The organism is Microbacterium aurantiacum (genome assembly GCF_031625015.1).
In the GTDB taxonomy this organism is placed as follows: domain Bacteria; phylum Actinomycetota; class Actinomycetes; order Actinomycetales; family Microbacteriaceae; genus Microbacterium; species Microbacterium aurantiacum.
Window position 1 is genome coordinate 1,259,391 of record NZ_JAHWXH010000001.1, and the last position, 11,863, is coordinate 1,271,253.

Genomic DNA, 11,863 nt, shown 5'->3' on the forward strand with positions numbered 1-11,863 from the left:
CGCCGTGTGTATACACTGGCGACGTGGGGTGGGAAGCGGCATGAGAGCGAGCGATCGCGCGTACCGCGAGCTCCTGGAGGAGATCCAGGCCGGTTCGCTCGCGCCCGGCGCCGTCCTCTCCGAAACGGACCAAGCCGCCCGTCTCGGTGTCAGCCGGACGCCGCTGAGGGAGGCCCTCGGCCGGCTCGCCGCCGACGGTCTGCTCGTCCAGCAGTCCCCGCGAGTCACGGTGGTCGCACCGATCGACGCGGACGACATCCGTCACCTATTCACCGTCCGGCGTGCGCTCGAGGAGACCGCCGCACGCCTGGCCGCCTCCCGTCCCGACGACGGGACGTTCGCCGGCCTCGCGGACGCCTTCGCCCGCGTCGACCTCGATCGCCTCGAGGACTACTACGCCCTCATCGCCCGGTTCGACGCGGCGGTGGATGCCGCCGCCGCCAACGACTACCTGACCGCGGCCCTCCGGACCGTCCGCACGCACCTCGGACGCGTGCGCCGCCTCGCCCGCGACAACCCCGAGCGTCTCGCGGCATCCGTCGCCGAACATCGGGTCATCGCCGACGCCATCGCGGCCGGCGACCCCGAACTCGCCGCCCATGCCACCCACCTGCACCTCCACCACGCCCTGACGAGCGTGCTGACCGCGCTCTCCGCCGACCCCGCCCCCGTGAAAGGCACGCCATGACCGTCACGCACCACCTCCGCGTCCACCGCAGCGACGAGCACCTCCCCCGCGAGGGGCAGCTCGCGTGGCGCATCGCCGAGATCGCCGCCGACCCCGTCGGCGTCGACGACGACGTGACCGAGATGATCATCAACCGCGTCATCGACAACGCCGCCGTCGCCGCGGCATCGCTGCGACGCGCGCCGGTGAGCGCCGCCCGACAGCAGGCCCTCGACCACGCCGTGTCGGTCGGCGGATCCGGCGCCACCGTCTTCGGCTGCGCGCTCGAGCGCCGCACGTCGCCCGAGTGGGCGGCATGGGCCAACGGCGTGGCGGTGCGCGAGCTCGACTACCACGACACCTTCCTCGCGGCGGATTACTCGCACCCCGGCGACAACATCCCTCCGATCCTCGCGGTCGCCCAGCATGTCGGTGTCGACGGTGCCGCGCTCGTGCGCGGACTCGCCACCGGATACGAGATCCAGATCGACCTCGTTCGGGCGATCTGCCTGCACAAGCACAAGATCGACCACGTCGCGCACCTCGGGCCCTCGGCCGCGGCCGGGATCGGCACGCTCCTCGGTCTTCCCGTCGAGACGATCTACCAGGCCGTCGGGCAGGCGCTGCACACCACCACCGCAACGCGCCAGTCGCGTAAGGGCGAGATCTCGACCTGGAAGGCGCACGCCCCCGCCTTCGCCGGGAAGATGGCGATCGAAGCCGTCGACCGCGCGATGCGCGGCGAGACCAGCCCGTCGCCGATCTACGAAGGCGAGGACGGGGTCATCGCCTGGATGCTCGACGGTCCCGACGCCTCGTACGAGGTGCCGCTGCCCGCTGAGGGTGAGTCCAAGCGCGGCATCCTGGACTCTTACACGAAGGAGCACTCGGCGGAGTACCAGGCGCAGGCGTGGATCGACCTGGCGCGGAAGCTGCACGGGGAGGCCGCCTTCGACCCCGCCGACGTCGCCTCGATCGTGCTGCACACCTCGCACCACACGCACTATGTCATCGGATCCGGCGCGAACGACCCGCAGAAGTACGACCCGACCGCCTCGCGCGAGACCCTCGACCACTCGATCCCGTACATCTTCGCGGTCGCCCTGCAGGACGGCGGCTGGCACCACGTCGACTCGTACACCCCGGAGCGCGCGGGCCGTGAGGACACCGTCGCGCTGTGGCACAAGATCACCACGGCCGAGGATGCGGAGTGGACGCGCCGGTATCACTCGGAAGACCCGAACGAGAAGGCCTTCGGCGGTCGCGTGGTCGTGACGCTGAACGACGGCACCGTGATCGAGGACGAGATCGCCGTCGCCGACGCCCACCCGCTCGGCGCCCGCCCGTTCGCGCGGGCCGACTACGTCGCGAAGTTCCGGCTGCTGGCCGAGCCCGTCCTGTCGCCGGAGGAGATCGACCGGTTCCTCGCCCTCGCCGAACGGCTGCCGGAACTGAGCGTCGACGAGGTCCGGCAGCTGTCGATCGTCGCGCTCCCCGGGGTCCTCGCCACCGCTCCGGCACCGAAGGGGCTCTTCTGATGGGCGGGGCGGTGGTGGTCGGCGGCGCGGGCGTCGGAAACGCGGGACATCCGGGGTGTTTCGGTGTGGTGCGGGGCCCGGACCTGCGGTTGCGCACGCGTTCTTCACTCGAGGGCGGCCGCTGATGCTGTACGCGGCGACGAGTGCGGCCGAGAAGCGCCGCGTGCTGCGGGAGCGGCTCGCCTCGGGCGAGCTGCTCCGCTTCCCCGGCGCGTTCAACCCGCTGAGCGCGAAGCTCATCCAGCGCCACGGCTTCGAGGGCGTGTATATCTCCGGCGCCGTGCTGTCCGCCGACCTGGGGCTTCCCGACATCGGGCTCACGACCCTCACCGAAGTCGCCGGGCGCGGGCAGCAGATCGCACGGATGACCGACCTTCCGGCCCTCATCGACGCCGACACCGGCTTCGGCGAGCCGATGAACGTGGCGCGCACCATCCAGACCCTGGAGGATGCCGGGCTCGCCGGCATGCACATCGAAGACCAGGTGAACCCCAAGCGCTGCGGTCACCTCGACGGCAAGTCCGTCGTCGATCTCGACACCGCGGTCCGCCGCATCCGCGCCGCCGCCGACGCCCGCCGCGATGAGAACTTCCTCGTCATGGCGCGCACCGACGTGCGCGCGATCGACGGGGTGGATGCCGCCATCGACCGGGCCAAGGCGCTGGTGGATGCCGGAGCCGACGCGATCTTCCCCGAGGCCATGCGCACCCTCGAGGAGTTCGCCGCCGTCCGCGCCGCCGTGGACGTGCCGATCCTGGCGAACATGACGGAGTTCGGCAAGAGCGAACTCTTCACCGTCGACCAGCTGCGCGATGTCGGAGTGAACATCGTCATCTGGCCGGTGTCGCTCCTGCGGATGGCGATGGGGGCTGCATCCCGCGCCCTCGAGACCCTGACCGACGAGGGGCACCTCACGTCCCGCCTCGGCGAGATGCAGCACCGCGCCGACCTGTACGACCTGGTCGACTACGAGCAGTACACCCGGTTCGACCAGGACGTCTTCACGTTCCAGGTCGAGCGCTGACCCCGACAGACCCGCACCCGCGAGGAGAGACGATGACCGACACCACCGACATCAAGAAGGGGCTCGCGGGCGTCGTCGCCGACGTCACCGCGATCTCGAAGGTCAACCCCGAGACCAATTCGCTGCTGTACCGCGGGTATCCCGTGCAGGAGCTCGCGGCCACGCAGCCGTTCGAGGCGGTCGCGCACCTGCTGTGGACGGGGGAGCTCCCGGATGCCGTGGCCCTGGCCGACCTGCGTGCGACCGAGCGGGAGCACCGGGCGCTCGCCGACGAGGTGCGTGCCGTGATCGACCTGGTGCCGGTCGACGCGCACCCCATGGATGAGGTGCGCACCGCGGTGAGCCTTCTGGGTGCGCAGGACCTCGCCGGCTCGGGGTCGGTGCTGGCGGCGAGCGGCAGCGCGGAGGACAACCTCCGGCGGAGCATCCGCCTGTTCGCCGCCCTCCCGGCGGTCGTGGCGTACGGGCAGCGCCGTCGTCGCGGGCAGGAGATCATCGCTCCGCGCGACGACCTCGACTACGCGGCGAACTTCCTCTGGATGACGTTCGGTGAAGAGGCGGACGACGTCCTCGTCGACGCGTTCAACCGGTCGATGATCCTCTACGCCGAGCACTCCTTCAACGCCTCGACCTTCACCGCGCGGGTCATCGCCTCCACTCTCAGCGACCTCTACTCCGCGGTCGTCGGTGCCGTCGGCGCTCTGAAGGGACCGCTCCACGGTGGGGCCAACGAGGCCGTGCTGCACGTCTTCGACGAGATCGGAGAGGCCGCGAACGTCTCGCCCTGGCTCGATGACGCCCTCGAGAACAAGCGCAAGATCATGGGCTTCGGGCACCGCGTCTACAAGCGGGGCGACTCGCGCGTGCCGACGATGAAGGCGGCGCTGGACACCCTCGTCGAGCACTACGAGCGGCCCGACGTGGCCGAGCTCTACGACGCCCTCGAGTCCGAGTTCGTCGCGCGGAAGGGGATCTACCCCAACCTCGACTACCCCTCGGGCCCGGCATACGCGCTGATGGGCTTCGACACCCTCACCTTCACGCCGCTGTTCGTCGCCGCGCGCGTGACCGGGTGGACCGCTCACGTCATGGAGCAGTTCGGGGCGAATGCCCTCATCCGCCCGCTGTCGGAGTACGTCGGTCCCGCCGAGCGGCACGTCGAGGGCTACGTCCCGGATGCCGCGGACGTCGAGGTCGCCGAGCGCCCCGAGGAAGCCGCCGGCTGAGCGGTGCCCGCGCGGTGCTCCCGGGCGCCGCAGCGTCGAGCGCATACGGATCGACTCTTTGACCGCATAAGAGGTTCACTCAGCCACACCGATATCGTAGCTTTGTTCTATCTTCCCCTCATGCCGATGAGAGGAGAAGGGCTCGTGTACGAAAACGAGGACGACGTCGATCAGCTCGACCTGGATGACGACCTGCGGGAGGAGATCGAGGACTGGTTCGAAGAGCGGGTCGCGGTTCGAAGGGAATTCGCGCGCATCGACGCGCAATTGAGGAGGGCTCGCGAGAAGCTCACAAGAGCCCTCGCCGAGGCCTATGCCGCAGCGCAGCAGCAGTCGATCATGCTGGGGCCGGTCGCTCCGATGACGCGGGATCGACCGTTCCATGCGATGGCCCGTCGTTTGGCGCGTGCGATGAACGAAGAGGTGTGCGTCGTCCTGGCGATGATGTGCGACGCGCATGTCGCCGTCACCCGGGCCGCGCGCGTCTGAGGCGGCGCGTGGCGGTGCCCGCGCGGGGGCTCAGCGGAGGAGGTCGGCGCGCCAGTGCAGGGCTGCGGCACCGATGAGCGGGGCATCCGCTCCGGCGGCGGCGGGGACGACGCGCACGCGTCGGCCGTACGCGTTCACGGCGTGCGCGTGGGCGGAGCGCTCGACGAGTTCGGTGTAGTCGGCGCTGACGCGCGCGAACCCGCCGCCGACGACCGCGAGGTCGATGTCGAGGAGCATCGCGACGTTCGTCACCGCGATGCCGACGACCCGCGCCGACCGTTCGACGGCGCGGCGGGCGATCGCGTCGCCGGCGGCGGCATCCGCGGCGAGGTCTTCGCCGGTGTCTCCGGTCCAGCCCTGCCGGCGCGCCCACGCGACGGTGTGCGGCCCCGAGCCGAGCCCCTCGGCGGTCCATCCCGCGCCGCCGCCGGCGGTGTCGAGGCCCGCCGCGTCGTCGACGGATGCCGCGACCACGAGCTGGCCGAGGTGGCCGGCGTTGCCCGTACCGCCCGCGAGCAGCCGGCCGCCGCTGAGGATGCCTCCGCCGATCCCGGTGGAGACGACGAACACGAGCGCGTCCGAGGCGCCCCGGGCGGCGCCCACCCACGTCTCGGCGAGCGCGATGCACGCGCCGTCGAGCCGCAGGGTGAGGTCGGAGACGCCGGATGCCGCGGCGACGGTCCGCACGATCGGGAACTCCGCGGCTCGGGGCAGGTTCAGCGGGCTCGTCGTGCCGGCGGGGAGGTCCACCGGCCCGGCGGTGCCGATCCCGGCGGCCACCGGCGCGGTGGGCGAGGACGCCAGGGTCCGCGCGATCGCGTCCCGGAGGGCGGCGTCGAGGGAGGCGGCATCCGTCGCCGGGCCCGTCGGGGCGCGATGGCGGGTGCCGGCGATGACGCCGCCCTCGGCATCCACCATCGCCGTCTCGAGCTTCGTTCCCCCGACATCGACGGCGAGGACCAGGTCGCGTGCGTTCATGCGGTCCATCCTGGCCGAGCTCGGTCCGTCTGTCCGAGCGCCTGGACGTCCGCGCGCCGCTCAGCGACGATGGGGGCATGCTCCGCACCGCTGTCCTCGTCGACGCCGTCCGCACCCCCGCCGGCCGGGGCAAGCCCTCCGGGGCGCTCCACGGGGTGCACCCCGTCGATCTCGCCGCGGGGGTCCTGTCGGGGCTGCTCGAGCGGAACGGCATCGCCTCCGCCCAGGTCGAGGACGTGCTTCTCGGATGCGTCAGCCAGGTCGGCGACCAGTCGATGAACGTCGCGCGGCAGGCCGTGCTCGCCGCGGGGTTCGATGAGCGCGTGCCCGCGGCGACGATCGACCGGCAGTGCGGATCGAGTCAGCAGGCGGTGCACTTCGCCGCGCAGGGCATCATCGCGGGCGCCTACGACGTCGTCATCGCCGGCGGGGTCGAGTCGATGAGCCGCGTGCCGCTCGGGTCGTCGACCGCGGGGGCGACGCCGCCGGAGGGGATCCGACGCCGCTATCCGGAGGGTCTGGTGAATCAGGGCGTCGCCGCCGAGCTCATCGCGGCGCGCTGGGGGTTGGGCCGCGACGAGCTCGACGGCTATGCCGCGCAGTCGCATGCACGGGCCGCGCGCGCGTGGGCGGCCTGGCGCTTCGACGGCGAGGTGCTCCCCGTCGCCACGGACCGCGGCGTCATCGACGGTGACGAGACGGTGCGGCCCGGGACGACCGCCGCCACCCTCGCCGGCCTCCCCGCGGCATTCCGCACGGACGAGATGGCCGCGCGCTTCCCCGAGATCGGCTGGCACGTCACGGCGGGGAACTCCTCGCCGCTGACGGATGCCGCATCCGCGGTCCTGCTGATGTCCGAGCAGCGCGCGCTCGCCCTCGGCCTGACCCCGCGGGCCCGCTTCCACTCCTTCGCCGTCGTCGGAGACGATCCGCTGATGATGCTCACCGGGCCGATCCCGGCGACCCGCCGCATCCTGGAGCGCTCCGGCCTGACGCTGTCGGACATCGACGTGTACGAGGTGAACGAGGCCTTCGCCTCCGTGCCGCTCGCGTGGCAGCGCGAGCTCGACGCCGATCCCGCGCGCCTGAACCCGTGGGGCGGCGCGATCGCCCTCGGTCACGCCGTCGGGGCCTCCGGCACCCGGCTCCTCGGCACGATGCTGGCCCACCTCGAGGCCACCGGCGGACGCTACGGTCTGCAGACGATGTGCGAGGGTGGCGGGCTCGCGAACGCCACGATCATCGAACGGCTCTGACGAACGCGACGCCCCGAGACCGCGCAAGCGATCCCGGGGCGTCGACGTCGGAGGCGGGTCAGGCTCCCGGACGCACGCTCCGGCGCGTCACGACGAGCAGGCCACCGAGGGTCGCCATGACGGCGGCGGCGAGGGCGATGCCCCACGGCAGCTCCACACCGGTGACGGCGAGGTCGCCGCCCGAGCCCGAGCCGGAGCCGGAGCCGGTGCCGCCCGTGCCGGCGCCCGGGGTCGTGCCCGGATCGGTCGGCGTCGGGGTCGGCGTCGGAGTGACGGCATCCGCGACGACCGCACGGCCGAGCGGTGCCGGGTCGACGACGTCGAAGGCCTCGAAGTACTCCACGGTCGCGACCAGGTCGACCTGCCCCGTGTCGGTGCGGTCGATGCCCTCGGCGAAGGTGAAGAAGTTGTCGCCGCCGGCCGCGATGAACGAGTTGGTGACGACGGTGACCTCGTCGGCCGCGGCGATCTCCGCCCCGTCGAGCGTCATCGACAGGACGCGCTCGCCGGATGCCGCCTCGGGGTCGTACGCGTACGAGAAGCCCTCCGAGACGCCGAGGTGGAGCTTCGGACGCGACGAGCCCGCGGGCTGCCACTGCTCCTCGAGCACGGCCTTCAGCTGTGCTCCGGTGAGGGTGACGGTGACCAGCGTGTTGGCGAAGGGCTGCACGTTCGCCACGTCACGGTAGGTCTGGGTGCCGTCGGTCCCGAAGAGCAGGTCGGCGCGGAGTCCGCCCGGGTTCATCAGGCCGATCTGGGCCGGCGTCCCCGCGTACGCGTCGTTGGATGTCGCCCACAGGTACATGTCGGCCACCAGGTTGCCGAGCGTCGACTCCACGCCGCGGTCATCTCCCGGAGGAGTGCCACCGCGGAGGATGTCGGCGCTGACCGCCCCGACCTCGACCGAGCCCTCGACCTCGGCGACCTCGACCGCCGCGGCGACGATCGCGCCCACCGCCGGGTCGGCGGGGAATGCCGCGACCCCGTCGACGACGAGCGGAACGGTCGCACCCGACACCGAGACCAGCTCCTTCGTCTCGGCATCCACCGAGATGTCGAGCTTGCCGAGGGTCGTGCCGTACTGGTTCGCCTGAAGGACCGCGCGCTCCGTGCCGGCGACGCCGTTCACGGGCACCTCGCACGCGTACGTCTGGTGCGTGTGGCCCGAGACGATGGCGTCGATCTCCGCCGATGCGCCGTTCACGAGCGCGGCGTAGTCCGAGTCGCCCTGCGCCAGCGTCGCGCAGTCCGAGGTCGGGGCGCCGTCGTGGGTGAGCAGGATGATGACATCGGCCGCATCGGCGGAGGTGAGCTCCGCCGCCACACGGTTCGCGGCCTCGAGCTGGTCGCCGAACTAGATGTCGGCGACCCCGGTGGGGCTCACCATCGTCGCGGTGTCGGGGGTGACGGTGCCGATGAAGGCCACGCGCACGCCGTCGACCTCACGCACCGTGTACTCCGGCAGCGCCGGGGTGGTGGTGCCGGCCTCGTACACGTTCGCACCCAGACCGAAGACGTCGTCGCCGTAGCGCGGCAGGACGCGGTCGGTGAGGTCGGCGAAACCGCGGTCGAACTCGTGGTTGCCCACGGCGCCGAGGTCGAGCCCTGCCGCAACGAGCGCGTCGATCGTCGGGTCGTCCTGCTGGATGAACGACGTGAAGGTCGAGGCGCCGATGTTGTCGCCGGAGGAGACGAACAGCGTGTTCGGGTTCTCCGCCTCGAACGCGTCGATCGCGCCGGCGATGACCGCCGCGCCCGCCTCGCCGTTGCCGAGGTTCTGCTCGATGCGGCCGTGGAAATCGTTGATCGTCAGCACCTGGATGTCGGTGGTCGACGACCCCGCGCCGATCGCGAAGAGGGTGACGGTCCCCGAGACCTCGTTGGCGACGGCGATCATCGGCTCGCCCGTCGGCGATGCGTCGGCCGGGATGAACTCCACGCCCTCGGCGCCGAGGTCACCGGCATCCGCCAGGGCTCCGCCGTCCTCGACCGAGACCGAGAAGTCGCGATTGTTGAGGTAGGTGACGAAGACGGATGCCGCGGGGTCGGTGATGTCGTACACGGCGATACCGCCCACGCGCTCGAAGCCGATGAAGGCGTAGGTGCGCCCGTCGACCTCGCCGATGGCGAGGTTCTCCGGCTCGGGACCCTTGTCGTCGCTGCGGCCCTCGAGGTTCGACTCCGAGTGGTTGGAGTTGAAGAAGTCGGGCGCGGCGGCGTGGGTGATCTCCTCGAAGTCGTTACCCGAGTCGAACACCTGCGTGCCGTCGGTCGACCAGATCGAGAACGAGCGTGACCCGAACGCGTACAGCTCGTCGTAGCAGCCCGCGGCCTCGTCGAAGCCGTTCTCCCGGGTGACATTGAGGCGTCCGAGATCGGCGTCGCCGAGAAGGCCGGCGAGGGGGCTGTCGGCGCAGACCGGGCCCAGGCCGTCGGCGGCGAGGTCCTTCGCGCGGACCGGCTCGACGTAGTCTCCCCACTCGCGGGCGTCGCCTTCGTTCGCGGTGACGAGGTAGGTCTGACCGCCGGCCTGGTAAGACTCCATGCCGTCGGGCATGTAGATGCCCTTCAGGCCCGCGAAGGTACGCGGGTTGTAGGTCGGCGCATCGCGGGGGTCGCGGTCGCTCGGGTCGAGCGGGACGACACCGTGGTCCTGGAACCCGAGGGGCAGGATGTCGGTGACCTCGGCGGCGGCGATGTCGACCACCGCGACGGCATTGGCCTCCTGCAGGGCGACGTACGCGGTCGTGCCGGAGATGGTGACGTACTCCGGCTCGAGGTTGCGCGAGACCGGGAAGTCCGCCTCGGGGGCGGGACCGAACACGCGGACGTCCTCGGGGAGGGGCTTGGACCCACCCTCCTCGAATGCGTGGAAGGTGGCGGTGCGGACAGCCTCCTGCGCGGGAGCGGCCACGGTGCCGGGCAGGGCGACGATGCCGACCGAGCCCTCGGGGTCGGCGGAGAAGTCGTCGGCCGGCTCGCCCTCGTTCGCGACGACGGCGTACGCGCCGTCGGCCGAGATCGCGACCATGTCGGGGAGCGCCCCGACCGTGACCGTTCCGAGGACGCTCGGGGTGGCGGCGTTCGCGTCGAAGAACACCAGGGTTCCGGCATCCGTCTTCGTGGGCGCCTCGAACGCGACGACGCCGAGGCCGTCCTCGCGGATGGCGATCGAGTTGGCGACGCCGGCGGAGGTCAGGGTGTGCACCTTGGCGGGTGCGGTCGGGTCGGCGTAGTCGAGCACGTCGACCGCGCCGGCCTGGGCGTTGACGACGAACAGGCGATCGCCGTAGGCCTTGACGATCTCGGCGGCCGAGGCGTCGAACACGCCGCTCTCGTACGAGCCGACGGGGGTGAGGGTCAGCGCGGCGTCGTCTGCGCTGTACGTGATGGGATCGGCGACGATCCCGGCGGTGGCGACCCCCGCGGGGGCGAGGGCCAGTGTGGCGGTGACGGCGGTGGCCGCGGCGAGCGCTCCGGCCCGTCTCGGTGTCTTCATCTCGGGAAAGATCCTCTGCTCGTTCGTGCGTCGGGAAGGGCGCGATGAGGCGCCGTCCCGTCCTACGGGGCAGGGGTGTCGAGCGGGTGAACGAGCGGGGGCCGTCAGGTGACGACGTCGCCCCGGGTGGTGCTGCCGGTCCGCGCGACGTCGGCGATCGCCGCGCGGAGATGTGGATGCCGGAACCGGTAGCCCGCGCGCTCGAGTACCCCCGGGAGCGTCCAGCGGCTCTTGAGGACGAGCTCGGGCTCTGTGCGCAGCACCCACATCGCCGGTTCGAGCATGAACCGGCAGGCGGGGATCCCGATCGGCATCCCGACGGCCCGGCGGAGCTCGCGCATGAGGGTGCGGTTGTCGCTCGGGCGGGGGCTCGTGAGGTTCACGGGCCCGGCGATGTCGTCGCGGTCGATGAGGAGGTCGATCGCGCCGAGGACGTCGTCGAGATGGATCCAGCTGAACCGCTGGCGCCCGCGGGTGCGGCGCCACGTGAATCCGGAGCCGCCGGAGGGGGATTCGCCGATGCCGCGGTAGCGTCGGTGCGGGAACCACCAGCCGTCGATCTGCGGACCGCCGACACCGAGGCGCGCGAGGCGCAGGAGCAGCGCGGTCGCCGGGCCGTCGCCGAGGACGATCGCCATCCGAAGGGCGACCCGCCGGGTCGCCGGCAGGTCGTCGGCGAAGAACGCCCGCTCCCATTCCCGACCGACATCCACCGAGAATCCGGTGCCGAGCTCTCCGTCCTCCTCGGTCTGCGGGCGGTCCATCGCGTGCCGGTAGATCGTGCCGGTGGAGGCGTTCAACCACACACGCGGAGGATCGGATGCCGCGACCACCGCGTCGTGGAGCGCGCTGGTCGTCTCGACCCTCGAGCGGAGGATCTCGTCCCGGTTCGCGTCGGTGTACCGGCAGTTCACCGACTTCCCGGCGAGGTTGACGAGGATCTCGGCGCCGTCGACGGCGCGGGCGACCGCCGCCGGATCCGCCCACGTCACGGGTCCGGAGCGGCCGATCGTCTGCACGGCGTAGCCGGCGCCCTGCAGGTGTGCCACGAGGGCCCGGCCGATGAAGCCGCTCGCTCCGGCGACGACGGCGCGGGGTCGGTCGGTCTCGCTCATCCCCCCATCCTCCCCCGCGTCGCCGCGGCCGGGGGTTCGCCGGTGCCCGTGCCGAACTCCTCGGAAACGCC

10 protein-coding genes are annotated in these 11,863 nt (G+C 71.8%); 6 read left to right on the forward strand and 4 right to left on the reverse strand.

Annotated features, from left to right (window positions below; all coding sequences use genetic code 11):
- Window positions 1-40: 40 nt before the first annotated feature.
- The 5 genes from KZC50_RS05960 to KZC50_RS05980 all read left to right on the forward strand — a co-directional run bounded on the left by KZC50_RS05960 (window position 41) and on the right by KZC50_RS05980 (window position 4,944).
- Complete coding sequence (locus tag KZC50_RS05960; RefSeq protein ID WP_053547022.1) at window positions 41-688, forward strand: GntR family transcriptional regulator; 648 nt, start codon at window positions 41-43, stop codon at window positions 686-688.
- Complete coding sequence (locus KZC50_RS05965; RefSeq protein WP_310890982.1) at window positions 685-2,205, forward strand: MmgE/PrpD family protein; 1,521 nt, start codon at window positions 685-687, stop codon at window positions 2,203-2,205. The genes KZC50_RS05960 and KZC50_RS05965 overlap by 4 nt, the downstream gene beginning before the upstream one ends.
- Before the next feature lie 124 nt (window positions 2,206-2,329).
- Complete coding sequence (gene prpB, locus KZC50_RS05970; RefSeq protein WP_053547024.1) at window positions 2,330-3,229, forward strand: methylisocitrate lyase; 900 nt, start codon at window positions 2,330-2,332, stop codon at window positions 3,227-3,229.
- A gap of 32 nt (window positions 3,230-3,261) precedes the next feature.
- Window positions 3,262-4,455, forward strand: a complete 1,194-nt coding sequence (locus tag KZC50_RS05975) for a bifunctional 2-methylcitrate synthase/citrate synthase (protein ID WP_301133988.1) — start codon at window positions 3,262-3,264, stop codon at window positions 4,453-4,455.
- A gap of 144 nt (window positions 4,456-4,599) precedes the next feature.
- Window positions 4,600-4,944 (forward strand): hypothetical protein, encoded by a 345-nt coding sequence (locus KZC50_RS05980; RefSeq protein WP_310890983.1) that lies wholly within the window; start codon window positions 4,600-4,602, stop codon window positions 4,942-4,944.
- A 30-nt stretch (window positions 4,945-4,974) separates the two neighbouring features.
- Here KZC50_RS05980 and KZC50_RS05985 read toward each other — a convergent pair whose 3' ends face one another.
- The gene (locus tag KZC50_RS05985) at window positions 4,975-5,922 is read right to left on the reverse strand and encodes an ROK family protein (RefSeq protein WP_301133986.1); all 948 of its coding nucleotides are present in this window, start codon (window positions 5,920-5,922) and stop codon (window positions 4,975-4,977) included.
- A 77-nt stretch (window positions 5,923-5,999) separates the two neighbouring features.
- Between KZC50_RS05985 and KZC50_RS05990 the strand changes: the two genes are divergently transcribed.
- Window positions 6,000-7,178, forward strand: a complete 1,179-nt coding sequence (locus tag KZC50_RS05990) for a thiolase family protein (protein ID WP_301133985.1) — start codon at window positions 6,000-6,002, stop codon at window positions 7,176-7,178.
- A gap of 58 nt (window positions 7,179-7,236) precedes the next feature.
- Here the strand turns inward: KZC50_RS05990 and KZC50_RS05995 are convergent, their stop codons facing one another.
- The 3 genes from KZC50_RS05995 to KZC50_RS06005 form a co-directional block, all read right to left on the reverse strand.
- Window positions 7,237-8,502, reverse strand: a complete 1,266-nt coding sequence (locus KZC50_RS05995; RefSeq protein ID WP_310890984.1) for a bifunctional metallophosphatase/5'-nucleotidase — start codon at window positions 8,500-8,502, stop codon at window positions 7,237-7,239.
- Between the two features lie 30 nt (window positions 8,503-8,532).
- Complete coding sequence (locus KZC50_RS06000) at window positions 8,533-10,677, reverse strand: choice-of-anchor I family protein (protein WP_310890986.1); 2,145 nt, start codon at window positions 10,675-10,677, stop codon at window positions 8,533-8,535.
- Window positions 10,678-10,781: 104 nt separating this feature from the next.
- On the reverse strand, window positions 10,782-11,792 hold the full coding sequence (locus tag KZC50_RS06005) for an epimerase (RefSeq protein WP_310890987.1): 1,011 nt from the start codon (window positions 11,790-11,792) through the stop codon (window positions 10,782-10,784).
- Between the last annotated feature and the right edge of the window lie 71 nt (window positions 11,793-11,863).

Excerpts from the sequence above, each read along its gene's own strand:
- KZC50_RS05960 (WP_053547022.1), top strand. The coding sequence starts at position 41 with ATGAGAGCGAGCGATCGCGCGTACCGCGAGCTCCTGGAGGAGATCCAG.
- KZC50_RS05965 (WP_310890982.1), top strand. The coding sequence starts at position 685 with ATGACCGTCACGCACCACCTCCGCGTCCACCGCAGCGACGAGCACCTC.
- prpB (WP_053547024.1), top strand. The coding sequence starts at position 2,330 with ATGCTGTACGCGGCGACGAGTGCGGCCGAGAAGCGCCGCGTGCTGCGG.
- KZC50_RS05975 (WP_301133988.1), top strand. The coding sequence starts at position 3,262 with ATGACCGACACCACCGACATCAAGAAGGGGCTCGCGGGCGTCGTCGCC.
- KZC50_RS05985 (WP_301133986.1), bottom strand. The coding sequence starts at position 5,922 with ATGAACGCACGCGACCTGGTCCTCGCCGTCGATGTCGGGGGAACGAAG.
- KZC50_RS05990 (WP_301133985.1), top strand. The coding sequence starts at position 6,000 with ATGCTCCGCACCGCTGTCCTCGTCGACGCCGTCCGCACCCCCGCCGGC.
- KZC50_RS06000 (WP_310890986.1), bottom strand. The coding sequence starts at position 10,677 with ATGAAGACACCGAGACGGGCCGGAGCGCTCGCCGCGGCCACCGCCGTC.
- KZC50_RS06005 (WP_310890987.1), bottom strand. The coding sequence starts at position 11,792 with ATGAGCGAGACCGACCGACCCCGCGCCGTCGTCGCCGGAGCGAGCGGC.